The 24,529-nt window shown below is 66.2% G+C and carries 22 protein-coding genes and 1 pseudogene; 11 read left to right on the plus strand and 12 right to left on the minus strand.

The features are described from left to right. Positions 1–191: 191 nt before the first annotated feature. The 5 genes from AB8619_RS11800 to AB8619_RS11820 form a co-directional block, all read right to left on the minus strand. The gene (locus AB8619_RS11800) at positions 192–1,412 is read right to left on the minus strand and encodes an ABC transporter ATP-binding protein (RefSeq protein WP_436792827.1); all 1,221 of its coding nucleotides are present in this window, start codon (positions 1,410–1,412) and stop codon (positions 192–194) included. A gap of 6 nt (positions 1,413–1,418) precedes the next feature. Beyond that, a complete protein-coding gene (locus AB8619_RS11805; protein ID WP_436792828.1) occupies positions 1,419–2,249 on the minus strand; it encodes a carbohydrate ABC transporter permease in 831 nt (276 codons plus the stop codon). Positions 2,250–2,302: 53 nt separating this feature from the next. Then, on the minus strand, positions 2,303–3,268 hold the full coding sequence (locus tag AB8619_RS11810; protein ID WP_436792829.1) for a carbohydrate ABC transporter permease: 966 nt from the start codon (positions 3,266–3,268) through the stop codon (positions 2,303–2,305). A gap of 131 nt (positions 3,269–3,399) precedes the next feature. Further along, positions 3,400–4,671 carry an ABC transporter substrate-binding protein gene (locus AB8619_RS11815; protein WP_436792830.1) on the minus strand — a complete coding sequence of 424 codons (1,272 nt, stop codon included), beginning with the start codon at positions 4,669–4,671 and terminating at the stop codon, positions 3,400–3,402. A 158-nt stretch (positions 4,672–4,829) separates the two neighbouring features. After that, the gene (locus AB8619_RS11820; protein ID WP_436792831.1) at positions 4,830–5,924 is read right to left on the minus strand and encodes a LacI family DNA-binding transcriptional regulator; all 1,095 of its coding nucleotides are present in this window, start codon (positions 5,922–5,924) and stop codon (positions 4,830–4,832) included. Between the two features lie 20 nt (positions 5,925–5,944). Here AB8619_RS11820 and AB8619_RS11825 point away from each other — a divergent pair, with 20 nt between their 5' ends. Genes AB8619_RS11825 through AB8619_RS11840 form a run of 4 tightly spaced genes read left to right on the plus strand, consistent with a single transcriptional unit; the run spans position 5,945 to position 10,790 of the window. Beyond that, positions 5,945–6,913, plus strand: a complete 969-nt coding sequence (locus AB8619_RS11825) for a glycosyl hydrolase family 32 (RefSeq protein WP_436792832.1) — start codon at positions 5,945–5,947, stop codon at positions 6,911–6,913. Next, complete coding sequence (locus tag AB8619_RS11830; protein ID WP_436792833.1) at positions 6,910–8,043, plus strand: glycoside hydrolase family 68 protein; 1,134 nt, start codon at positions 6,910–6,912, stop codon at positions 8,041–8,043. The genes AB8619_RS11825 and AB8619_RS11830 overlap by 4 nt, the downstream gene beginning before the upstream one ends. A 31-nt stretch (positions 8,044–8,074) precedes the next feature. Next, the gene (gtfA, locus tag AB8619_RS11835) at positions 8,075–9,550 is read left to right on the plus strand and encodes a sucrose phosphorylase (protein ID WP_436792834.1); all 1,476 of its coding nucleotides are present in this window, start codon (positions 8,075–8,077) and stop codon (positions 9,548–9,550) included. Between the two features lie 10 nt (positions 9,551–9,560). Continuing rightward, on the plus strand, positions 9,561–10,790 hold the full coding sequence (locus AB8619_RS11840) for a DUF4032 domain-containing protein (RefSeq protein ID WP_436792835.1): 1,230 nt from the start codon (positions 9,561–9,563) through the stop codon (positions 10,788–10,790). A gap of 827 nt (positions 10,791–11,617) precedes the next feature. Here AB8619_RS11840 and AB8619_RS11845 read toward each other — a convergent pair. The 4 genes from AB8619_RS11845 to AB8619_RS11860 all read right to left on the minus strand — a co-directional run bounded on the left by AB8619_RS11845 (position 11,618) and on the right by AB8619_RS11860 (position 13,768). Beyond that, positions 11,618–11,959: a hypothetical protein gene (locus AB8619_RS11845; protein WP_436792836.1), complete on the minus strand. Its 342-nt coding sequence runs from the start codon at positions 11,957–11,959 to the stop codon at positions 11,618–11,620. A 327-nt stretch (positions 11,960–12,286) separates the two neighbouring features. Beyond that, positions 12,287–12,778, minus strand: coding sequence for an SRPBCC family protein (locus tag AB8619_RS11850; RefSeq protein ID WP_436792837.1), 492 nt, complete (start codon positions 12,776–12,778; stop codon positions 12,287–12,289). A gap of 196 nt (positions 12,779–12,974) precedes the next feature. Next, positions 12,975–13,298, minus strand: a complete 324-nt coding sequence (locus AB8619_RS11855; protein WP_436792838.1) for a hypothetical protein — start codon at positions 13,296–13,298, stop codon at positions 12,975–12,977. Positions 13,299–13,486: 188 nt separating this feature from the next. Then, a complete protein-coding gene (locus AB8619_RS11860; RefSeq protein ID WP_436792839.1) occupies positions 13,487–13,768 on the minus strand; it encodes a DUF1778 domain-containing protein in 282 nt (93 codons plus the stop codon). A gap of 515 nt (positions 13,769–14,283) precedes the next feature. Between AB8619_RS11860 and AB8619_RS11865 the strand changes: the two are divergent. Then, positions 14,284–14,373 (plus strand): annotated as a pseudogene (locus AB8619_RS11865) (3-oxoacyl-ACP reductase); the annotation flags it as partial. 303 nt (positions 14,374–14,676) lie between these two features. On the opposite strand, the gene AB8619_RS11870 reads toward AB8619_RS11865, so the two are convergent. After that, complete coding sequence (locus AB8619_RS11870; RefSeq protein WP_436792840.1) at positions 14,677–15,894, minus strand: GDSL-type esterase/lipase family protein; 1,218 nt, start codon at positions 15,892–15,894, stop codon at positions 14,677–14,679. A gap of 71 nt (positions 15,895–15,965) precedes the next feature. Between AB8619_RS11870 and AB8619_RS11875 the strand changes: the two genes are divergently transcribed. After that, on the plus strand, positions 15,966–16,814 hold the full coding sequence (locus tag AB8619_RS11875) for a phytanoyl-CoA dioxygenase family protein (RefSeq protein WP_436792841.1): 849 nt from the start codon (positions 15,966–15,968) through the stop codon (positions 16,812–16,814). An 18-nt stretch (positions 16,815–16,832) separates the two neighbouring features. On the opposite strand, the gene AB8619_RS11880 is transcribed toward AB8619_RS11875, so the two are convergent. Then, positions 16,833–17,390, minus strand: coding sequence for a TetR/AcrR family transcriptional regulator (locus tag AB8619_RS11880; protein WP_436792842.1), 558 nt, complete (start codon positions 17,388–17,390; stop codon positions 16,833–16,835). A 166-nt stretch (positions 17,391–17,556) separates the two neighbouring features. On the opposite strand from AB8619_RS11880, the gene AB8619_RS11885 reads away from it, so the two are divergent. Beyond that, positions 17,557–19,551 carry an alpha/beta hydrolase fold domain-containing protein gene (locus AB8619_RS11885; protein WP_436792843.1) on the plus strand — a complete coding sequence of 665 codons (1,995 nt, stop codon included), beginning with the start codon at positions 17,557–17,559 and terminating at the stop codon, positions 19,549–19,551. Positions 19,552–19,604: 53 nt separating this feature from the next. Here the strand turns inward: AB8619_RS11885 and AB8619_RS11890 are convergent, their stop codons facing one another. Further along, positions 19,605–19,973, minus strand: coding sequence for a hypothetical protein (locus AB8619_RS11890; RefSeq protein WP_436792844.1), 369 nt, complete (start codon positions 19,971–19,973; stop codon positions 19,605–19,607). Between the two features lie 24 nt (positions 19,974–19,997). On the opposite strand from AB8619_RS11890, the gene AB8619_RS11895 reads away from it, so the two are divergent. The 4 genes from AB8619_RS11895 to AB8619_RS11910 all read left to right on the plus strand — a co-directional run bounded on the left by AB8619_RS11895 (position 19,998) and on the right by AB8619_RS11910 (position 24,522). Beyond that, a complete protein-coding gene (locus tag AB8619_RS11895; RefSeq protein WP_436792845.1) occupies positions 19,998–20,555 on the plus strand; it encodes a sterol desaturase family protein in 558 nt (185 codons plus the stop codon). Next, positions 20,552–22,186: an alpha-amylase family glycosyl hydrolase gene (locus tag AB8619_RS11900; protein ID WP_436792846.1), complete on the plus strand. Its 1,635-nt coding sequence runs from the start codon at positions 20,552–20,554 to the stop codon at positions 22,184–22,186. The genes AB8619_RS11895 and AB8619_RS11900 overlap by 4 nt, the downstream gene beginning before the upstream one ends. Before the next feature lie 83 nt (positions 22,187–22,269). After that, a complete protein-coding gene (locus tag AB8619_RS11905; RefSeq protein ID WP_436792847.1) occupies positions 22,270–23,178 on the plus strand; it encodes a sterol desaturase family protein in 909 nt (302 codons plus the stop codon). A gap of 885 nt (positions 23,179–24,063) precedes the next feature. Continuing rightward, positions 24,064–24,522, plus strand: coding sequence for a VOC family protein (locus tag AB8619_RS11910; RefSeq protein ID WP_436792848.1), 459 nt, complete (start codon positions 24,064–24,066; stop codon positions 24,520–24,522). Positions 24,523–24,529: the final 7 nt, after the last annotated feature.

Genomic DNA, 24,529 nt, shown 5'->3' on the forward strand with positions numbered 1-24,529 from the left:
GTTCCGCGTCGAACGTCTGCCGCCTACGGCCAACGCCGTCGACGACTCACCGATTCACTCCTCGCGTCAGCATCCGCGAGCTCGTCGTGCCAGCCGGCGCGTGATTCCGGGCCAACACCCCACCGTTCGCGAGGAATCCGAAGGGCTGACGGCTGCAGAAGACCTCGACCGAGCGGATCAGGCCGGCCTGGTCAGACCTCGGAATGGACTGGATGACTGCGCTGCACTACGTCGCCGTTCGCGTCGAACAGGTAGAGGTGTTGCGTGTCCACCTTGAGACGGATCGGAGAACCGGCCGCCAGTCGCACCGGCGGAACGAGCCGAGCGCACATGACCATCGATCCCTTGTCGACGAGGATCGAGGCGTCTTCGTCCATGGCGTCGTCGGCCTGCGCGCGGTCGCGGACGTCGGCGTCAGATGCCTGCTCGACCGGTGCAGCGAAGTGCACCAACGTTTCCGGGCCGAGCATCTCGACCACGTCAGCGGTGATGTCGATGGACTCCTCGGGCATTGCGTTCGGCGCATGCACGAGCGCCTCAGGGCGAATGCCAACGGTGATGTCGCCCTCGGGGACGTCGGCGATGCTCGGCCACTCGGCGGCCTGTGCTGCGGTGAGTCGGAGCTTCTGTGGGCCGAAGGCCAGATCGAGCGCGCCGTCGGCCTGTCTGACGAGTTGCGACTTGAAGAGGTTCATCTTCGGGCTGCCGATGAAGCCAGCAACGAAGACGTTTGCCGGGTTGTCGTAGAGCGTCTGTGGCTCCGCGCACTGCTGAAGCCGCCCGCTCTTGAGAACTGCGACCCGATCGCCCATGGTCATCGCCTCGACCTGGTCGTGCGTGACATAGAGGGTGGTCACGCCGAGCTGGCGCTGTAGCGCGGAGATCTCGGCTCGCATCTGGACGCGCAGTTTGGCGTCGAGGTTCGACAGCGGCTCGTCCATGAGGAATGCCGATGGCTGTCGCACGATGGCCCGGCCCATGGCAACGCGCTGGCGCTGGCCGCCCGACAGGTTCGTCGGCTTACGGTCGAGAAGCGCCGTGAGTCCGAGGCGATCGGCTGCTTCCTCGACGCGCTCGATCAGTTCCTTCTTCGGCACCTTCATCATTCGAAGGGCGAACCCCATGTTGTCGCGCACCGTCATGTGCGGGTACAGCGCGTAATCCTGGAACACCATGGCGACGTCACGATCCTGCGGAGACTTCCCGTTGACGACGTCGTCGCCGATTCGCAGCGTGCCACCGGAGATGTCCTCGAGCCCCGCAGTCATCCGCAGTGCCGTCGACTTGCCGCAGCCGGACGGGCCGACGAAGACCATGAACTCGCCGTCTTTGACCTCCAGGTCGAAGGCGGGGATGGCGACCGTGCCGTCGTCGTAGACCTTGCGCACCTTCTCGTAGGTGATCGTTGCCATGAGCAGTCAGCCTTTCAATCCGGAGGATGCGACGCTCTCGACGAACCATCGCTGGAAGAGCAGGAACACGAAGAGAACCGGCAGGACGAGCAGCACGCCGAAGGCGAAGATCTGTCCCCAGTCGAGCGGTGGCTGGCCCTGGAACACGGAGATCTCGAGTGGAAGTGGCCGTACTGACGGGTCGTCGATGGTCATGACCGGCCACAGGAACGAACCCCAGGACGAGAGGAAGGTCAGGATCGTGACCGTCGCGAACACCGGCTTGGACATCGGGACGATGATGAGGATGAACGTCTTGAATGCCGACGCCCCGTCGATGCGCGCCGACTCCTCGAGCTGCTTCGGCATGCCGGCGAAGAACGAATAGAAGAGGTACACCGAGAACGCGCTGGCGACGAACGGGATGAACTGGACGAAGTAGGTGTTCCGATACCCCTGCAGCATGTAGTACAGCGGCACTGCGATTGCCTCGAATGGCACGATCACGAGCAGCACCACCATCAACAAAGCGAAGTTCCGACCCTTCCAGCGCAGGCGAGCGAGGGCGTAGCCGAGCATCGAGTTGATGAGCAGGCCACCGATCACCACGACCAACGAGACGATCGCCGACGTCAGATAGAACTGCCAGAAGTAGCCGCTGGCGTCGTCGTCGAAACGACTGACGACCCCGGTGTAGTTGTCGAACGACAGATTGGTGGGTTTGAAGCCGTTGAGTCCGTCCAGCACCTCGCGGTTCGGTTTCAGCGAGCCGATGAACATGTATGCGATGGGCGCCGAGTACACGACCGTGAGCAGGATCATCAGGAAGTGATCGCGGATCAGTTTGACCGTTCGCATCCCACGGCCCGTGCCGGCGGCATCGTCCGTCGAGGGCCTGGCGTCGACAATGGTCATGAGATCGCCCGCTCTTCCTTGAGGAACCGTCGTTGGACGATGGTGATGAGCACCACCATCAAGAACAGCAGCACCGTGATGGCTGCGCCGCGGCCGACGTTGTTCTTGACGAACGCGTTGTCGACCGCCTGGTACATGAGGGTCGTCGTGGAGTTGTCCGGACCGCCCTTGGTCAAGATGTAGACCTGGTCGAAGAGGCGGAACGAGAAGATCGTGGTGACCATCACCACGAAGATCAAGGTGTTGCGCAGGCCCGGGAGCGTGACGTGGCGGAACTGTCGAACGGTCGATGCCTTGTCGATCGAGGCTGCTTCGTAGAGCGTCGGCGAGATGCCCTGCAGTCCTGCGAGGACGATGATCGTCTGGAAGCCGACGCCCTGCCACATGGACAGGATGATGATCGAGATCAATGCCCAGCTCGAGCTCCCGAGCCAGTCGATCGGACCAACCTGCCCGAACGTGACGAAGTCGAGCGCTGCATTGAGCATCCCGGTTTCGGACCGCGAGTAGATGAGCCTCCACATGACCGCAACCAAGGCCATCGGGAACACGATGGGCATGAAGATGAACGTTCGGTAGAAGGCCATGCCGCGCAGCTTGCGGTTGAGGACGAGCGCCAGCAGGACCGCCAACGATGTCTGCAACGGCACGACCACGGCGGCGAAGAGGAGGTTGTTCCGCAGCCCTGCGTAGAAGTCGCCCCGGAAGTCCGGGTCGAGCAGGACCCGGCGGTACTGCTCGAATCCGAAGAACTCGGCCGGCCTGGCCGAGTTGAGCTTCAGGTTCTGGAAGGAGAGCCAGATCGCCAGTCCGAACGGGACGATGACGAAGAGAACCAGTCCGATCGTCGCGGGCGTCGCCATACCCAGCGCGGTCTTGATGTCGGAACTCGCAGTGGGCGGCGGCTCGGCATCCGGTGTGTCATCGGTGGCGAGCGGAGCGTCTGTGGGCGTGGTTGCCACGGCTCGATCCTTCCTCGAGTCTGCTGTCCGGTTGGACGTCCGGGCAGTGGTGGGCGATGCCGACGTGGCGAGTGACTGACGTGAGGCCCCCTGCAGACCCCACGTCAGTGTGAGTCACTCGTGATTGCGGTTCATTCGAAGTTGTCGTTGTCCTTGAACTCGACGTCGATCGACGCGGCGGCCTTGCCGAGCAGGTCGGCGGTGTCGCCACCCTGGTAGGCGGAGAAGAAGGCCTCGCTGAACTCGGCCGAGATGACCGCGTAGCCCGGTGTGATCGGCCGGGGCACGGTGACGCAGTCCGGGGTCGGAGCGTCAGTGCCACAGGTCGCTGCCAGCTGGTCAGCGAAGAGCTGAAGCGGTCCGCCTTCCTTGTACAGCTCGCTTGCGGCGAGGGCACTGGCGGTCGCTGGTGGCGCTCCGTTGACGTCGGTCATCTCGCCGACGGCGGTGTCTGCCATCAGCGCGTCCAGGAACTTGCCTGCCGCCGAGGCGTTGTCGGTGGCGGACGAGATCCCCCAGGCCCAGGAGCCCTGGCCTGACTTGGTCCCGTTGCCGAAGTCCGGCAGTGGCATCACGACGAGGTCCTCGCCGATGGCGTCGTCGTATGCCGGGTACATCCAGTGACCAACCCAGCTGAGTGCGACGTTGCCGTCGACGAATGAGGTGTCGTCACTGTTGGGGTCGACGTAGTCTCGCCACGAGGCGAACGTGTCGACTGCGCTGACCACGGGATCGCTGGTCAGGCTGTCGGCACTGTTGTCCACGATGACCTCCGCGCCGGCAGAAGCCACGATCGGCAAGAAGCCGTACGCAGGCCATTCGCCGCCGTAGTTCTCCTTGATGTCGAGAACCTTGCCGTCGTCGTCCTCTGCGGCCAGCGCCTCGAGCGCAGCCGTGAACTCCTCGTCGGTCCACGCGTCCTGCCAGGTCGTGGGATACTCGACACCCGCAGCATCGAGCAGCGCCTTGTTGCCGTAGATGCCGAGACCGGAGTCGAACATCGAGAGCCCGTACAACTCGCCGTCGCCGACGTAGGTGTTCTGTGCGAGCACGGAGGCGGTCTGGTTCTCGAGCGTGTCGGCGCTGACGAAGTCGGAGATGGGCGAGAGCTTGCCGTCGTACGCGAACGACGCGAGAAGCGGGCCGTCGTACTCGAGCACGTCGGGAAGGTCGCCGACCGACGTGGCCTGGACTGTCTTGGTGTAGTCCGCCTCGGGGATCAGCCGGAGCTCTACTTCGATGTCGCTCTGCGAGGAGTTGAACGCTTCGACTGCGTTCTTGAGTGCGTCGACCTCACCCTCCTGGCCCTCGTGCGCCCAGACGGAGATGGATCCGGTGCCGGACCCTTCCTCGGCCGAGCCGCCACTTCCCCCGCCGCACGCGGCGAGAGCGAGCGCGCCCACCGCTACCAGTCCGCCGAGACTTCGAGTGCGTGAATGCGTTTTCATGTGGCTCCTCGATCGATCGTGGTGATTGCCGGGGCTGACCTCGAAACGCGCCTATCCCCCACGTGAACGATGTCACGTCATCCGCGATCATGCAAGCGCTTACATCCAGATGATCACGCCAGCCGAGCCGTCGAACCGCGTACGACCAGGGATGGGCGCAACTCGACCCGATCGCTGATGGGGCGACCCTCGATGAGGTCGAGCACCACCTGAGCGACCAACGCACCATGATCGCCGACCTGCTGCGCGATGGTCGTGAGATCCTCGACCCATGCCATCGGGTGGTCGTCCACGCCCACGATCGACACGTCGCCCGGAACGCTCAGACCGTGGTCGCGCATCGCCTTGAGCGCGCCGAAGGCCATCTCGTCGGACATGGCAAAGACTGCCGTCGGAACGTCATCGAGAGTGAGCAGTTGCGACATCGCCTCGTAGCCACCGCGGATCGAGAAGTTGCCATCAACGTCGAACTCCGGGCGAGCTGCGAGCGAGACGTCGCGCAAGGCCTGGAGGTAGCCCTCCCGCCGCGCAGCGGGAACGGAGAATCCGAGATGGCCGCTTGCTCCGCCTCCCACCAGGGCGATCGACGAGTGACCCAACGCCAGCAGGTGGGTCGTCGCCAGATGCCCGGCGAGAACATCGTCGACCACGACGCTCGGGACGCCATCGAGCTCCAGGCCGACGGTCGCTGTCGGGCCACTGGTCGCCACCAGTGTCGACACCTGCGCAGGGTCGAGGTCGACGTCGACCAGGATCACACCTTCGGCGCCGCGGAGCATCGGGCTCGTCGTCAGGCGTTCACGGGCGACATCGTCGCCGACGACGAACGCCGCGAGTTCGTAGCCGTTGGCGGTCAGCACTGCCTCGGCGCCGGCCATGACCGAGGAGAAGTACCAGGTGTCGAGGTCGGGGACGACCATCGCGACCGTCGAACTCCGTCCGCGAGCCAGTTGTGACGCCGCCGGATTCACTCGGTAGTGAAGTCGCTTCGCTGCGGTTTCGACGCGTGCTCGTGTCGACGGAGCGACGTTGGTGAAGCCCCGGAGCGCTCGACTCACTGTGGCCGCGGAGACGCCTGCCTCCGCCGCAACATCATTGATCGACGCCTGCTTGCGACTCATGGACAGCTCCAGCTCGTTGGCCCGGATCATCGTACTTCCTGGATGAAAGCGCTTGCAGATACTGTGGGTCCACGGGTCGATGCCCACCCGACACGATCTCCGGGAGGATGCAGATGACGCTTGAACTCCGTGAGCACTGGCTCTGGGACTTCTGGCTGGCGACCGACGGCGCCGACCATCACCTCTTCTATCTCCAAGCGCCCCGGTCGCTCGGTGATCCTGAGCGCCGTCATTGGAACGCGTCGATCGGCCACGCGATGTCCCGCGACCTTCAAGCCTGGCGAGTCGTGGACGACGCGCTCTCCGTCGGGCCTCCAGGCGCGTTCGACGACCTGGCGACGTGGACCGGCAGCGTCCTGCGATGGCACGACGAATGGGCGATGCTCTACACCGGGACCTCACACGCCGAGGAAGGTCTCGTGCAGCGCATCGGGCTCGCGACGTCGCCGGACCTCCACACCTGGCACCGCCACGGCGATGCCGTGCTCGAGGCCGACTCCGAGCGATACGAAACCCTCGACCTCGACATGTGGCCCGACGAGGCCTGGCGTGATCCATGGCTCACCCGTCTCCCCGACGGCAGCGCGTTGGCGTTGTTCACCGCTCGCTCCAACACTGGGGCGCGCCACGATCGCGGCGTCGTAGGGCGAGCCCGCAGCCACGATCTCCGAAGCTGGGAGACGCTCGATCCGATCGTGACCCCGCAGGGCTTCGGACAGCTCGAGGTACCCCAGCTCCTCGAACTCGGCGACCACTGGTATCTCCTCTTCTCGAGTGACATCGGGACTCAGAGCGAGGAACGGCGGCGGACCGGGCCGGGCACCGGCACGTACTACCTGATCGCCGAGTCCGCAGACGGCCCGTTCGAGATGATCGGCGACGGGGCACTCGAGGCCGATCCGGTGGGGTCGACCTACGCCGGGCGAGTCCACAACGACGCGAGCGGCGAGCCGTGCTTCCTGGCATGGGAGCGTGCCAATGCGGACGGAACCTTCGTCGGCCGCCTCGGCCCTGCGCGTCCACTCACCGTGCATCCTGACGGATCGCTCGAGATCAGCCGCGTGTGGACGCCATGACTTCGAGATGGGCTCCGGCCCAGTTGGCGCGACTCCGAGCAGACACTGTCGGGAACACACCGGTCATCACGAGTGCGCAGACAGCCAAGATGGTCGAGGGCCTCGACCTCTGGGACCTCGGCCCCGTGCGGACGCCCGCCGGCGCGCAGGCACAGGTCGACGGAACTTGGCTGTGGATCGGCCTGTCCTGTCTCGCCGAGGGCGACCCGGCACAACGCCACGAGCGCGCAGTTCTCCGACTCCTGGCACGTGGCCCCGACCTGCGGTGGCTCGATCTCGGGCCGGTGTTCCCTGCGGGCGCAGCACACGGGAACCGGCAGTGGGCGGGCTCGGCCGTGCTCGACGGTGACCGCATCTGGGTCACGTACACCGCCGTGGGTAGCTCCGACCCCCGCGTCGCACACTTCCGGCAGCGCCTCTTCGGAGCGGAGGCCGAAGTGGACCGCAGCTCGGGGGAACCCAGGCTCGTGCGCTGGTCCCTCCATTCAGAGCTGTTTCCACCGGATCCCACGCGCTACGACCGAGCGGACGAGAACGACGGTCGACCAGGATTCATCAAGGCGTTTCGCGACCCATTCCCCTTCCGCGATCCAGCGACGACGGTCCAGCATGTCTTGTTCACCGCGTCGTTGCCGAGTGAGCAGTCGCGCACCGACTTCAACGGTGCGATCGGCGTCGCCCGCCGCACCGGCGCCGGATGGGAGGTACTCGATCCACTGGTCACCGCCGACGGCGTGAACAATGAACTCGAGCGACCCCACGTGCTCGTGCACGACTCGCACTACTACCTGTTCTTCTCAACCCAGAGTCGAACGTTCCACCCCGACGTTCCCGCACCGACCGGCCTCTACGGTTTCGTCTCGAACGAACTCCTCGGTGACTACGTGCCGATCAACGGCCACGGAGCGGTCTTCACCAATCCGCCCGAGCAACCGCTTCAGGCCTACTCCTGGATGGTGCTGGACGACCTGACCGTACACAGCTTCATCGACGCCCACTCGCTCGTCGGACCGTGGACCGATCACCTCGACGTCGAGTCCATCACCTCGAGGCGAGAGCACTTCGGCGGGACCCTCGCTCCTCCGGTACGAATCGAACTCGATGGCGACCGTGCGTGGATTGCTTCTTGACCACATGAGATGAAAGCGCTTTCATTGTCGGGTGACGCCGTTCGAGCGCCGACCCCAACTGATCACCTACCCCGACTCGCTCGGAGGCTCACTCAGGGCCCTGGCTGCCTTGATGCGAGATGGGCTGGGCGAGCAGTTCGCCGGCGGCGTCCATGTGTTGCCGCCGTTCCCGTCATCGGCCGATCGCGGCTTCGCTCCGACTCGCTACGACATGGTCGAGCCGCGATTCGGGACCTGGCGCGACCTCCAAGCGATCGCCAGCGCCGGCCCGCTGACCCTCGACGTCACCGTGAACCACCTCTCACGCCTGTCCCCCGAGTTCCAGGACTTCGAACGACACGGACGATCGTCCCGCCATGCAGACATGTTCATGCGGCCGGACAAGGTCTGGACCAGCGGCGAGGTCCCGGAAGCCGACCTCGAGACGATCTTCCTCCGAAAGCCGAAGCATCCGTTCCTCGACGTGGTCATCGCAGACACTGGCGCCACCGAACGGGTCTGGGCCACGTTCGGCTCCGACGAGGACCACAGCGACCAGATCGACCTCGACTACCGGTCGCCCCTGACCATCGAACGGTACGAGAGCTGGTTCGCCTCGCTCGCCAGCGCTGGCGCGACTGAGGTCCGGCTGGACGCAGTCGGCTACCTCACCAAGGAGCGAGGGACGTCCTGCTTCATGGTCGAACCTCAGATCTGGGAGATCCTCGAGTCGTTCGAGGCCATGGCCGCGCGGCACGGTATGACCACACTCCCGGAGATCCACGCCGACCCGGAGGTCATCGAGGAGCTCACCTCACGTAATCATCGTTCGTACGACTTCATCCTTCCCGGACTCGTCATCCACGCGCTGCGCACCGGACGAGCGGACCTCCTCGTGAAGCACCTCTCGAGTCTCCCCGCAACGACGGTGACGACGCTGGACTCGCACGACGGCATACCGGTCCAGCCCGACCTGCGAGGAATTCTCGGGATCGACGATCTGATCGAGCTCGTGGCGGCGCTCGAGAGGCGTGGTGCCAATGTGAACCGGATACTCGGCGCCAAGGAACGCGGCATCGAGTTCGACGCGCACCAGGTCAACATCTCCTACCTGGACGCCGCCGGAGGAATCGACCATCTCGTCGTGGCCAGAGCCATCCAGCTCTTCAGCCCCGGGCGACCCCAGGTGTACTACCAGGGGCTCCTCGGCAGCGGAAACGACGTCGATGCCGTCGCCCGTACCGGCGAGGGACGTTCGATCAACCGCTCCGACTTCTCGCCCGACGAGGTGGACCACCTCCTGCGGTCCGAAGCCGCAACACGACAGGGTCGACTGCTCGAGCTCCGGTCCACACACCCCGCGTTCGATGCTCGGGCACCGCACATCGAACAGACATCGGCCGCCGGCTTCGACATCCGGTGGGAACACGAAGGGAACTCGTGCCACATCCAGGTCGACCTCGATCAGGTACGCGCCCGCGTCCGTACGAGTCCGGCGACCGGCCACGGCAGCACGTGGACCGCGTAGGGCCTGCCCGATGGTCTCCTTCAGGCTGAAGACAACGCTCCCCCAGGACGACCTCCTGCGACTGCCCTGGCATCTACCGCTCGAGGACTGGCCCGACGAGACCACGGTCATCCTCCCCGCAGGAAACCACCGCCACGTGGTGCGGTTCGTGCCGACGTCGAACGACTTTGCTGCCCTCAAGGAGCTCCCGCACCACCTTGCGGTCCGCGAGTTCGATGTGCTCTCTGCGCTTCGGCAGCTGGGCATCCCTGCGGTCACGTTGGTCGGTATCGCGTTCGAGCGGCATGACCGATCGGGTGAGCCACTTCCCACAGTGCTGATCACCAAACATCTCCGGTACTCGGTCCCCTACTCCCACCTCTTCGCGACCCCGAATGTCCCGTCGGTCGCCGACCAGCTGGTCGATGCGCTCGCCGTCCTGCTCGTCCGGCTCCACCTCGGCGGGGTCTTCTGGGGCGACTGCTCCCTGAACAATGCGCTCTTCCGGCGAGACGCCGGAGCGTTGCGGGCGTACGCCGTGGACACAGAGACCGCCGAAATCCACAGCCAACTGAGTCGTGGTCAGCGGGCCTTCGACCTGCAGATCGCGGTGGAGAACGTGATCGGCGGCCTGCTCGACCTGGAGGCCGCGGGGACCCTCCAGCCAGGGATCGACGCGTTCAGCACCGGCGAAAGTCTCGACGACAGATACTGCGCGCTGTGGGATGACCTGACGATGACGCAGAACGTCGGCGAGGCCGAGCTCGCCTCGATCGGCCAACGTCTCGACCGGCTCAACGAACTCGGGTTCGACACCGAGGAGGTCGAACTCGACGCTCGCGACGGGCTCGTCCACTTCCGACCGACGATCGTCGAGGAGGGCCACCACAAACGCAAGCTGGCAGGACTCACGGGTATCACCGCCCACGAGAACCAAGCGCGACGGCTGCTCGGCGCCATGCGCGCCTACGGCGTCTGGGTCCAGGAGGGTCCGGACCCTCTCCCCGAGGCTGTCGTTGCGTCGAGGTGGCTGCGCGAGCGGTGGGAGCCGACCATGGCGCAGGTCCCCGACGAACTCCGAGGACGCCTCGAAGACGCCGAGCTCTACCACGAGGTCCTCGAGCATGGTTGGAAACTCGCCGAGGACGCCGGGCGGGACGTCCCTCTCGACCTGGTCGTCGACTCCTACATCCTGAACGTCCTACAGCACCGCGTCGACGAGCGGACACTCCTCACGCCGCCGACGCCTGACGACGCATGACCGTCAGCTGTGGCGAAGCGCCCGTCGACCTGATGCCCCGGCCTGCCGTCGGTGGCGGACCACTTGGGCGTAGGCCAGCACTAGCGCCGGCCGAAGTGGTCACAGCACGGGTCGCGGTCGGACTGGATCTCTTGGTCCTCGAATTCTGAACGACGCGCGCCTGTGGACGTCCGTGGACACCACCCATTCGAGCTCTCGTAGGCAGGTCCATCCGACGTCCGTCGAGATCCACCGCAGTTTGCGGCCTACATCGCTCGCTCGCCTCAGTACACGGCGAGTGCGGTAACTCCCGCGGTAACTCCAAGCAGCCGGATTCTGCGACTCGAAAACGTTGTGACCAGGACTTTCGCGGCTCCGACGGCGTCAGGGTTCGATTCCCCCAGCTCCACTTTTCGAGGGGAATCGAACCCCTCCACCGCGCACTATGCGTAGCGAAACATGACCTGACCTGGTCAGACTCCAACGGGTTTGACCACTGAGTGCGCGAATCGACTAGGAAGATTGGGAATCGAGCCCCACCCGATTCGGGGCCCTTGACAACGGGCAGCAACTCGCTGACCAGGACATTCGCGGGAGTTTCTCGGCGCAAAGAAGTGCGTTACTCCCACGGTTACTCCCGCGCCGATTCCACCCACGTCCGCTGGCGTCCATCAGCTTCGAGCTCAGGACCCGGAACCGCTGGTTACTCCCGCGCGGCCGTGAGGTCGCGGAACTGAGGCGCTCGCAGCCGGGATTCGGGGACAGTCCTCTCCCCTGTCGGGCGTCCCCGAGCCGGCGGTAGGGGATGGTGCAACCTCGTTCGCCGACTTGAGGCTCAACCGAGTGCGCTACCCGCGACGATGTGGTCGGTTCGCTGGCCACTCGACGACGAGGTCACCGCTGTCGGGCAGCACACGCCATCGATCCAACATCGTGTTCAGCTCGCTGGCGAGCGCCGTCGCCTCCCCGGCACGCCATGCGAAGTAGATCTCGTTGACCCGAGTCTCGGCTGCATCGAGTTCGTCGAGCTGCCGAGAGATCACGGCTCTGCCCTGCGGGGTCTGCTTGCGGCCCAGGGTCTTGAACGTGGCGCCGGCCGCCACGCACCCCCAGAAACCGCGCTCGATGTCGAGGCCGTCCTCGATCACGAACGTGTAGAGATCGTGCGGGAGGTCGCCGCCAGCGGCCATGGTCGGACCTTGGACAATCGAGCGAGGCGGACGCAGCGCCGTCCACCCGCATCCTCGTCCCCTCTTGTGGAAGGTCACCTTCATGGACCGACTCGAACATGTGAACCGACCGTAGGTTCGACCGCTGCGAGCGACCAACGGCTTTGGGCCCCACGGCCTCGGGTGAGTCGAGTTCGCCTGGCGAGAGCTTGCCCTGCGGTGGCGAACGTGGGCGGGTCGACGGCGTGCCCCGAAAGCACCGCCCCGGACGGGAGCGCTATCAGGCGTGCGATCGGCGTCCAGATCGCCACTGGAGGACGCCGTCGGCGCTCGAGCGTGCGGGAGGAGTCAGGTCTTCTCGACCATCCCCGCCAAGTTCTCCAGGCTGGTCTCCATCGCTTCGCGCCAGTCCTCACCCTCTTTCGTGGCCTCGTGCAACCACTTCGGAGACCGAGACAGATCGTAGGACTCGGTCACGAGGGTCTCTCCGTCGGACTGCGGCGTCAGCTCCCAGCGCCAGCGCAGGTGTGCTCTGACTCCGATGTTCGATTGTGCTTCAGGATGGCTCGTCTCCTTCAGGACCGGTTCCCAGGCGATGAGGCGATCACGCTCGAACTCGACCACGTTGTTCTCGATCACGTAGTCGCCGAGGAAGTCGTTGCACATCCTCATCTCGTACACGTCCCCGACGCCCGACAGGACCTGATGGTTCGTGCCCAGTAGTAGCCCTGACCCGTCGATCGCGGGGTGATCCTCCGGCCTGGTGAGATGCGCAAACAGCACTGCAGCGGGAGCGGCAATGCTCCGAGAGACCGACATGGGGGATTGGGGTTCAGTCATGTCTGTTTCGACGGTACTGGCGAACGAAAGTCATCGGTGCGCGCCAGTGACCACACCGAAGTGGCGATGACGAAGGCGAAGATCATCCCTATCGCACGCGAGCACACGCACGGCACGCGTCACGAATGTGCCGTTGGAGGACGCGCCACTGGCGTATCCCCGAACCACGTGGCGCACATCAATGATTGGCCGAGTGTCAGGTGAGCGTGCGACGAATGTCCTTCATCAGCAGGAACAAGTGCAGTGGGTCGGTGGGCGAGGTCTCGAACTCCGGCACGAGGTGCTCGTAGAACGTCCGCGCCTCGTCGGTCTCGGCGTGAACGAGCAGTCCTAGGCAGCCGATCTCAGACCCCAACGCGTGCGTCCTGGCAATCACGTCCTGCAGCAACCCAGCGCCAAGACCGCTGCGTTCGTGCCTGATGTCGACGCCCAAGCGGGCGAGCAGGGCCACGGGCTGGGGGTAGCGGCCTGCGCCCTTCCGCAGCCGGTCCGGTGCGTCAGCCAATGCGACGCTGGCCATGCACCAGGCGTAGTACGCGACGACCGACTTCGAGTCGACCGACGTGACCACCAACACCCGAGTTGTCCCCGAGCTGCTCGACTGGCGAGCGTGGCGGCGGAGCCACTCCGTCTGCTCCTCCGAGCGACTCGCGAACCCGTCCAGTTCGTGGTCGGAGTCGAGGAGTACGGGTGCCCGATACCGGACGCTCACTCGTCGGTGAACGGCGATGGTCGCGCCATCAGCCTCTGCAGACCCGGGAGGTCGCGGCCGCGGCGCCGATTCACTGCTTCCCACGTATCAGCGGCTTCCTGATCGAGTCGGAACTCCGTCCGGTCGGCCAGCACCTTCCGGGCCGCCACCGTCAGATTCGAGATGACGAATTCGGTCAGGTCCGTTCCCTGCTCCGCGACGGCACGGTCGATCAACGACCGTTCGTCCTTTGTAGTCCGAACCTCAAGACGCTCACTGCGTAGCCGCGTTGTCGACATGACGACCTCCTGTCCGGCCACTGTACGGCCAATTCGGAGGCAGCGCAACGAAGTTCGTCGAGGCCAGATCGGCGGTCACGCAGCCACGCTCCACGCGCGATCGGACGTCTGTGGACGTCCATGGACACAGCCCCGACGACCCCTCCTTCGCGGCTCCGTCCACAGTCGTCCGTCGACGTCCGCTGCCGTCCGTGGCCTACATCTCGAGCGCGCCCCGGTACACGTCGAGTGCGGCAACTCCCGCGGCAACTCCCACCGGCGAGATTCGACTACCCGAAAACGCTGTGACCAGGGCAAACGCGGCGACCGGAACGCCCGGGTTCGATTCCCCCCAGCTCCAAGCGTGCTCAATCCATCTCGGCTTGAGCATTGTTGGAGCTGCCCGATGCCCCTTCGCCATACCGAGCGACGATCTCGAGCGCCCATTCCAGGGCGTCGGCCGCACGAATCCCGCTCGGCTGCGGACGCACCCAGAGCTCGAGATTCTCGATCCGGTTGTCGTCCTTCACACCGACGCCGTGCTGTTCCTCGCGTCGTCGGAGGCCGAATTCATCACGGGCGTCATCCTTCCCGTCGATGGCGGCCAATCGTCCCGCATCGGCTGACCAGAGTCCGAGGCGCCCTTACTTCGTTCGCTCTGAGCGAGTCGGGTCCGTTCGGGGGCAGCATCGTCCCGCTCGGCTCAGATCTGCGCGGAAATCGAGGAGGTGGGACTCCAACTCGTCAGCCGGGGGATCACCCTTGGGCCCACAGACGTCCGCTGACGTTCGTGGACGTGTCTCCCGTCGGGATCGTCGCGAAGACATCTCCGGCGGAGATGCCCCGCAGACGATCTCTCTGGCGGACTACCCGAAGCCTTCGCCGAGCGCGCTGCGAGCCGATACCGGGTTCGCGGTCCTGCACACGGCTCAGCCGAAGGGACCGTTCTCGAACGCCCACGCGTGGAAGCGCTCGCCCATGCGTTGGTAGCCCGCGGCGTTGGGATGGAGCCCGTCGGGAAGGTCGTCGAGGTCGGCAGGGCCGAAGAGTTCGGGTCCCGGCAGCAGGTGCAGGTTCGGGTCATCGCGCTGTCGGTCTTCGATGATCTGGGTCTCGAGCTCGCGGATGCGGCGCAGTGTCAGCGCACCGATCGCGAGCTCGGAGCTTCGGGCGACGACTGCGGTCTCACCGCCAGGGCCCCTGGTGGTCGGTCCGGGGTGGTCTTCGGCGGCGGAACAAGTGATCGGCGTGATCACGACGACGGGGACGGTGGGGTGGCCGTCACGGATGGTGTCGAGGAGGCCGTGGACGGCCGGCACGAAGGTCCGCTCGCGCATGGTGTCTCCGTTGACGACGTTGATGCCCAGCTTCAGGCTGACCAAGTCGGCCGGGTGCGCGGCGATCATCCGGCCGACGAACGGATCGAGTTGGCACTGCCCGGCGAAAGCGAAGCTCTGCAGGTCGACACCGGCGAGTCGAGCCGCGACGGCGGGCCACGCTCCGGTCGGGCGGGTCGCTTCCAGGCAATGCGAGATGGAGCTCCCGTAGTGGACCCATGTTCGGGCAGTCGCAGCTGTCGCCGAGACTGCACCATCGGCCCGCATCTCGATCAGGTGGACGGCTGCACCTTGAGGCAGCCACACCTCCACTCGTTTGTCGCCAGCCGGGAGGCCCGTGAAGCGGATGGTGGTGGGACCACCTGGTTCGATGTCGACTGCACCGGTCATGGGGTCGACGATCACCAGCGTGCCATCGCGGCTCGTGTTCTCGTCCGCGAGTTGGCCGTCGATGACCAGATCGAAGCATGCCGGCATGCCCGGCTCGGCTCCCAACTGCACGTGCGTGAGCTGCACGTCTAGCTCGATGCACGTCGCGTCGGTCGTCATCTCCAGCCGGGCCCCCGACGGCATCGTCTCCACCAGCGCGAGGGCGATGTCGTTGTGCTGTGAACGAGCCCACGACGGCATCCGGTGGAGCACGATTCCACCTGGGGTGTCCTCGAGCTCGAGGATCCCGGCGGCGCGAACCATCCCGGCGAGTACGTCGATCGTGTTGAGCGAGCCGCTCACGGCGACACCGCCTTTCGGAGTTCGGTGGCAGCCGCGGATGTTCACCGTGCTTCGTGCGCTGGCCGTGACGATACCCATGGCGAGATCGTCGACGCCGTGACTCTGCAATGCTTGCCCGTCCGCCGACGACCCAGGAATGGAGCTGACCCGTGATCACGCGACAGAACTTCTACCTCGAAGTCACCGACGAGACGTCGGAACAGGCTCGACAGCTCGAACGAAAAGGCTTCATCCACCTCCCCGCCGTTCTCAACGCCGACGAGGTCGCGACGCTGCACGCCTCGGTGACCACCGCCTTCGAGACCTACGAGGGAGACGTTCGCGGTGAACTGTCTGAGGAAGAACGGGACGACTTTCGGTACGAGATGCTGAACCGCAGCGCGGCGGTCCAAGACCTCGTGAGCGATCGCCGCATCCTGGACGTGGTCGAGCCGCTGCTGGGCGAGGACTGCCACGTCATCTCGAACACGGCCTGGCGTAACCCACCTCGCATCGAGAACGAGCACGCCGGCGGCAACTGGCACATGGACGCCGGTCCCCATGTCCCCCGCCCGGCGGGCGTGCCGTGGGACGACCGGATCCCGTACCCCATTTTCGCGATCGCCATCCACGTCTACCTGAAGGACTGCCCGATCGAGTGCGGTCCGACCGAGGTCATCCCCGGCAGCCACCGCTCGGGACGGGGGGTCCCGCTCGATCGGGCTTTCGACAACGACCTCGACCACGACGGGACGACCGGTCAGGTGCTACCCGCCGCCGCTGGTGACCTCGTCCTCTTCGCCAGCGATATCTGGCACCGCCGTCACCCGACCAGTCCCGGTGACCACGGCCGCTTCTTCGTTCAGATCCACTACGGCCGGCGAGACCTCGCCCAGCGGATCCGGACCACTCGTGACGCGAACCACCTCTCCGACGCCGCGATCAAACGCGCCAAGGCAGGCGATTTTCGAGCCCGGACCGTGGTCGGTCTTCACCCGCCGTTCTTCTACGACGGCTGACGACAACCTGCCGCGGACCTACTCGCCTGCTCCCGCGTATCGGAGCAGGAGTTCGACGACTTCGGCGGTGAGCCGTTCTCGTCGGTCAGGGTCGTCGATGGTCGCGAGGCGGGGTGCGAAGTGACTGACGACGCCGATGGCGATGAACGCGGCGGCGTCGAAGTCGGTGACGTCGAGCTCGACGGAGGCACCGGAAAGATGGCTGCGGGCGAGGCCATGGACCCAGCGGATCAGCGCTTCGGTCTCTGCCGCCGGTGGAGCAGCGAGGAACGGGGCGAGGATCTCGATGAGTCCCGGCTCGGCGGTGAAGAAGTCGGCCACGGCCCGGACCAGGGTCTCCACGGCAGCGCGGACGCTGTCGACGCTCACCTCGGCCATCCGACCCTCGATCAGGCTCTCGAGGCGCTCGAACCGGTCGAGCACGAGCGCGTCGACAAGTGCCTCCTTGTTGGGGAAGTACTGGTAGATCGCACCGGGCGACACGCCGGCGGCCTTGGCCACCTTGTTCGTGCTGAGGCCCTCGACCCCCACGTCGGACAGAACCTGAGCAGTGGCGTCGACCAGTCCTGCGACCATCTGACGGGATCGGTCTTGCGACGGGGTGCGGCGGCGCGAAACCGCAGGTGGCGTCAGCTTTCTGGGAGTTGTGGTTGCCACAGGAGAAGCGCTGCCGATTTCTGGACTGGACGTGAATAGTCGTTCACATCTTAGATGAGGTGATGACGACCGGTGGGACTCGACGGTGAAGATCGCCCGGCCTGCCGCGTTGTCTGCCGCTGTCGTCGGCGGAGTGCTGGGTCGGGCGCTGCGTCGACGTCACCGGCGCGTGGCGGAAGCAATCGATCCGGCGCTTCGGTCGCCAGTCCTGTACCTCCCCCTGGATGTGCGGGACGAGCGGACGCTGCGGGTCGGGCGAGCGTTGGTGCCGCTCGCCTCTCCGCGGGCGACGGTTCCGGTGCGGGACGAGCGGGCACGCGGTGCCGCTGGTCACGACGTCAGAGTGCTGGTGTTCGAGCCGGACGGCCGAAGGGCCCCGAGCGGCGCGCTGTTGTGGGTGCACGGTGGCGGGCTCGTGCTCGGCGCACCCGAGGCCGACAACCGGTTCCTGAGCGGGGTGGCATCCGCGCTCGGCATCGTGGTTGTGGGCGTCGACTACCGCCTGGCACCCGAGCACCCTTTCCCTGCCGCGCTGGACGACTGCGCCGCGGCGCTCGCTTGGTTGCACGACAACGCGGCCGCGCTCGGCGTCGATCCGCAACGGATCGCCATCGGCGGCGGAAGTGCCGGTGGTGGGCTGGCGGCATCGCTGGCCCAGCGGACGCTCGACGAAGGTGGGCCGCCGATCTGTTTCCAGGCGCTCCTGTATCCGATGTTGGACGACCGAACGGCGGCGCGTACCGACCACGCGGCCCGGTCGGCCATGGTGTGGACCAACGTCAGCAATCGGTTCGGCTGGAAGTCGTACCTCGGCACCGAACCCGGCGCAGAGGACGTCCCCGAGTTCGCATCGGCGGCGCGCTGCGAAGACCTCGCGGGCCTGCCGCCGGCATGGATCGGCGTCGGCGACGCCGACCTCTTCCACGACGAGAACCTCGCCTACGCGGATCGACTGCGTGCGGCCGGTGTCGAAGTCGCACTCGACATCGTGCCCGGCATGTACCACGGGGCGGACGACATGCGCCCGGATGCACCGTTGATGATCGACTTCATCGGACGCCTGCGCGCAGCGATCGGTCGAGCGGTTGGCGCGAATCCGATCGCCGAGGACGACGCGAGACCTGACGAGCGTCGCGGGCACGTCGACCGATCCCGGTCCATGCGAGCCTGGGGCCTGCACGGATTGGTCGCGGCGAGCGCAATCGGCGCGGTGAGCCTCGACCGCCGCATCCGCCGGCGCCGTCCCGAGCACTCTTCCTCGCTCGCCCCGCTGGTCGCTGCCGGTGCATTCCAGGCGGTCGTCCGGACGCTCGAGGTTCGTCGCCCCCACGACGAGTCGTGGGAGATCACGCGATCCGAACTCCCGGTCGATGCGGTGAGCAGTGCGGTCACCGTTGTCACCGCGAGCGCGGTGCAGGTCGCGGCCCGAGCGATGCTCACCCGCTCCGGCGCACTCGCGGAGAAGCGCGTGGGTGTGTCACGGTTGTCGACCACTGCCGGTACCGCGATCGCCATCCTGAGCTACGACCTCATGCACTCCCGGTTGCACCACCTGATGCACGAGTGGGGCCCCGGGTGGCGCTTCCACTCGGTGCATCACAGCCCCAAGCGACTCAACTCGGCGAACGGCGCCCGCTTCCAGTTCCTCGAGATCGCCATCGACAGCTTCATCGAGGGGCTGCTGCTCGATCGCCTCGGGCTGAGCCGAGACCAGCACCTCGCGTACCAAGCGGTGCGCAACACCTACGGGCAACTGCAGCACAGCAACATCGACCTCCGCTCCGGAGTCCTCGACCACGTGTTCTCGACGCCCGACCTCCATCGGTGGCACCACTCGACCGTGTACGAGGAAGGTGACACCAACTTCGGGTCGGTGGTGTCAGTGTGGGACAAGGTGTTCGGCACGTGGTTCCGCCCGACCGACCGGGACAGTCCGGACGAGTTGGGCATCGGACGCATGCCCGACTTTCCGAGGGGCTACCTCGAGTTGCAGCGCGTGCCCATCGACTGGCCGACGATCCGTGAGCGCAACGCAGCGACCTGGTACATCGACTCCGACGCCGAACCATCGTTGACATGACAACGCAGGACATACGCCAAGAACGGCAGCGCGAGCGCGGCCGAGCGTTTCGTTCATGGGCGTTGCACGCCTTGGTAGCCGCCGGCGGTGCCGGTGCGGTCGCGATCGACCGGCGTCTCCGACACCGACGCCTCGGTGCGCTCCTCATGCCGGTGGGACCCCTGGTCGTCGGAGTCACGTTCCAAGGGGTGCAGGTCGCCCTTTCGCGCAGGCACCCCCACGACGAGGAGTGGCGGGCTTCCCGAGCAGAGGTCGCGACCGATGCTGCATGCTTGGCGGCAACCCTCGTCGCCGCCGCTGCGGGCCAAGCCCTGGGAGAAGCGGCGGGCGCGATTGGCGGCGTCCGGCGCCGGCGTGGTGTCCGCAGCCTGTCGGTACCGGTGGGGACCGGCATCTCGCTGCTCGCGTTCGATCTGGTTCATTCGAGGTTCCATCAGCTGCTGCATGTGTGGGGTCCGGGGTGGCGATTCCACGCCATGCACCACAGTCCCAAGCGCCTGTACTGGTTGAACGCCGGTCGCACGCAGGTGGTCGAGATCGTCGTCGATGCCTTCGTCGAAGGCCTGGTGACCAAGCAGCTCGGCATGAACCGCGACCAGCTGGTCGCCAATCAGGCCGTGCGCTTCATGTACGGGAACCTCCAGCACACCAACGTCGACCTGCGTTCGGGCGTGCTCGACCACGTCTTCTCCACCCCCGACCTCCACCGGTGGCACCACTCCACGGTCTACGAGGAGGGCGACGCCAACTTCGGCGTCTTCACATCGATCTGGGACCGACTGTTCGGGACGTTCTACCGACCCGATGACCGCGAGTGCCCCGACGAGATCGGGGTCGGGCGGATGCCGGACTTTCCGACGCGCTTCGTCGAGCTCCAACGGGTGCCGATCGACTGGTCCACGATTCGCGACCGCAACACGGCCACTTGGTACGGCGAGGAGCCGCAGACCTCGGGGTCGGCAGCCGCGCAGACGAACCGACGCAAGGAAGACTCGAACCCATGACAGCGCAGACGTGGTGGCAACAGGCCGTCATCTATCAGGTGTACCCGCGGTCGTTTGCCGACTCGAACGGCGACGGCATCGGCGACCTGCCCGGCATCATCGAGCGACTGCCCTACATCGCCGACCTCGGCGCCGACGCCGTCTGGATCTCGCCGTTCTTCGCCAGCCCCCAGCGCGACATCGGCTACGACGTCTCGGACTACCGAACGGTGGCCCCCGAGTACGGCACCAACGACGACGCCCAGCGACTGATCGACCGCTGCCACGAACTCGGCATGAAGGTCGTGTTCGACCTCGTCCTCAACCACACGTCGGACGAACACCCGTGGTTCGTCGAGTCGCGGTCGTCGCGCGACAACCCCAAGGCCGACTGGTACGTGTGGGCCGACGGCGGCACCGACCGCCGAGGCCGGCCGACGCCGCCGAACAACTGGCGATCCGAGCTCGTCCTGCCGCGGGCGTGGAACTGGGGTGAGGAACGCCAGCAGTGGTACCTGGCCACATTCTTGGACTTCCAGCCCGACCTCAACTGGCACAACCCCGACGTCGAGGCCGAACAGACCGACATGATCCGCATGTGGCTCGGCCGAGGAGTCGACGGCTTCCGCCTCGACATCTTCCACGCCATCATGCACGACGCCCAACTGCGGTCGAACCCGTTGCGCCCGCAGCTCCGTGGAGGCATTCCACGCATCGACGATCCGATCCACACGTTGAACACCGATGAGAACTACGCCCTCGCGCAGCGCTTGCGAGCCGTTTGCGAAGAGTTCGACGGCGATCGGGCCCTGCTCGGAGAGGCCCTCGGCACGCCCACCGATCTGAAGCGCTACGTCGACGACGACGGCCGCCTCGGGCTCCACCTCGTGTTCGACTTCGACTTCCTCGCAGCGCCATACCGGGCGCGCACGCAGCGGTCGCTGATCAAGCGGTTCGAGCGCCTCTACCCCCCGCCCCTCGTGCCGACCTACGTCATCGAGAACCACGACCGCGCCCGATCGATCTCGCGCCTCGGTGGCGACCAGCGCAAGGCCCGCGTCATGGCCACGCTGCTGTGCACACTGCGCGGCACCAGCGTGCTCTTCCAGGGACAAGAGATCGGGATGACCAACCAGTACATCCCGCTGCGCGAAGCCGACGACCCCATCCCTGGCGTGGTCGCCAAGTGGCTGCCGGAATGGTTGAACCGTCGGATCCCCGAGCGGCTCAATCGCGACGAGGTGCGCGTGCCCATGTCGTGGACGGGCGAGCCAGGCGCCGGCTTCACCGAAGCCGGAGTCACCCCGTGGCTGCCGTTCCACGACGACCACGACCGAGTCAACGTCGAAGCCCAGGACGCCGACCCCGACTCGCTCCTCCACTGGTACCGCGAGCTGCTCGCCCTGCGCCGGTCCAGCCCCGCGCTCTCGGGCGGCACCCTCGAGCTGTTCGACGCGCACCTCGACGTCATCTGCTTCGAACGAGCGTCCGACGACGAGCGCATCCTGGTCGTCGCCAACATGGGTGACGACTCGGTGGCCCACCCGATCAACCGCGCGGAACCGCTGGCGCGATCGAACACGGACATCGCGGTCACCGGCTCCTCGGTCACGCTGCCACCTCACAGCGCCGCCGTGCTGGCGCTCACGTGACGACGCGTTCGGCGACCCCGGAGGCCTCCCGGCGTGCGCGTCGGCGCACGGCGCGATCGTGGGTGTTGCACGGTCTGGTCGCAGTGGGCGCTTCTGGCGCGGTCGCGCTCGATCGCCGTCTCGTCCGCGCCGGACGTGCGTCTCGTCTGCCACTCGCGCCGATCGCGGTGGCGCTCGGCTACCACGCGATCATCTGGAGGTCCGAGACCCGTCACCCGCACGACGAGACATGGCGGCCTTCACGCGCCGAAGTCGCGACGGATGCCGCCAGCCTCGGGGCGAGCCTCGTCGGGGGCGGAATCGGGCAGGCGATCGCCGAGGTGATCGGCCCGCGTCAGGCTCGCCGTGGACGGCTCGTCGACGTGAGTCGGCTGCCGACCCCGCTGTCGGCCGCCATCACGATCGTCGCCTACGACCTCGTGCACTCTCGGCTCCACCACCTGCTGCACGTATGGGGTGCGGGATGGCGAGTGCACTCGGTCCACCACAGTCCGCGACGCCTCTACTGGTTCAACGCGTCACGGTTCCACATGCTCGAGGTGCTGGTCGACGCAATGCTCGAAGAGCTGCTGCTCAAGTGGCTCGGGCTGCGCCGCGAGCAACTCGTTGCGCACCAAGCCGTCCGACTGATGTATGGACAACTGCAGCACGCCAACATCGACCTCCGCTCGGGCGTGCTCGACCACCTGTTCTCGACGCCCGACCTGCACCGGTGGCACCACTCGACGGTCTACGAGGAAGGCGACACCAACTTCGGAGCCATCACGTCGGTCTGGGACAAAGTGTTCGGCACGTGGTTCCGGCCCCACGATCGGGAGTGTCCCGACGCGCTCGGCATCGGGCGGATGCCCGACTTCCCGACCCGCTTTGCCGAGTTGCAGCGGGTTCCGATCGACTGGGCGGCGATCCGCGAACGCAACGCAGTGACGTGGAACTCGCCGACAACCGCCGGCACCACCACGGCCAGCGCGTCGGACCAATCGAGGTCCTGATCGTGTTGCCGCCGCCACCGGCCGCCACGGTCACGCCTGCAACCCGTACCCCGGCAAGCAGATGGTCGTCCATTGGACGTCTGTGGACGTCTACGGACGCCGCCCCTGCGAGGGTCGATTCACGGCCTCGTCCACCGACATCCACCCAAGTCCACCGCCGTCCGTGGCCTACATCGCGCGATCGCGTCGGTACACGTCGAGTGCGGTTACTCCCGCGGTAACTCCCACCGGCCAGATTCTGCGGCTAGAAAACGCTGTGACCAGGGCAAACGCGACCCCCGCAAGGGCAGGGTTCGATTCCCCCCAGCTCCACTTTTCGAGGGGAATCGAACCCCTCTACCCAGCACTCCGCGTAGCGAAACACCGCCTGACCTGGTCAAGCGTCCGCGACGTTGACCACTCCGTGCGCGAATCGACCAGCACAATCGGGAATCGAACCCCACCCGATTCGAGGCACTCGACCGCCGGTCGCAACTCGCTGACCAGGCCTTTCGCGGGAGTTTCTCGCCGCAAAGAACTGCGCAACTCCCACGGTAACTCCCGCGCCGATTCCACCGACGTCCGCTGGCGTCCATCAGGTCGAGGTCCCGGCCGAGGCTCTTCCGCTACTCCCACGCGGGATGACCCTGCTGGACTGGGACGCCCTCAGCCGGGGTTCGAGGACGCTCCACTCACCCGACGCGCCTCACCGACCCGGCGTTGGTGGATACGCTCGTGCTTTCGTCGTCGGTGTCGCTTTGCGACACAATCGGCGGGTGCGTCGGAGTTATCAACTGTTGTCAACGGTGAAGCTGCGCGACGTGGGCTGGGGACCGCGAAGACCCGACGCGCGCACTCTGGCGGAATCTTCAAGACGAAGGGGTCCGGCGTGACCGACCATGCCTCATGCGAACCAATGACACAACGCTGATCACGCTGCTGCCGCGCCTCGTGGTGCCCGACCCCGACGCTGCGGCTGAGTTCTACGGGGTGGCACTCGGCGCGGAGATGCTCGCTCGGTTCACGATGCCCGACGGAACAGTGACGAACATCGATCTGGCGATCGGCGACGCGCCACTGTCGCTGACCTCGGCGGTGGAGGATTGGGGTCTGCTGGCACCGGCGACCGCGGGTGGAAGCCCGGTCCTGTTGAAGCTGACCGTTGCGGATGCGCGGCACACACGTGAACAGATGGTGCAGGCCGGTGCCGAAGAGGTCGTACCCGTGGAGGATCGGCCTTACGGTCGTTGCGAAGGTCGGGTACGCGACCCGTTCGGGCACCTGTGGATCGTCAGCCACGTCACGGAGAACTTGACCGATGACGAGATCCGGCGGCGTCTCGAGGATGCGTACGGCGATGCCTGAGAGGCCT

This window comes from Actinospongiicola halichondriae, assembly GCF_049103745.1.
GTDB classification, from domain to species: Bacteria; Actinomycetota; Acidimicrobiia; order Acidimicrobiales; family Salinilacustritrichaceae; genus Salinilacustrithrix; species Salinilacustrithrix halichondriae.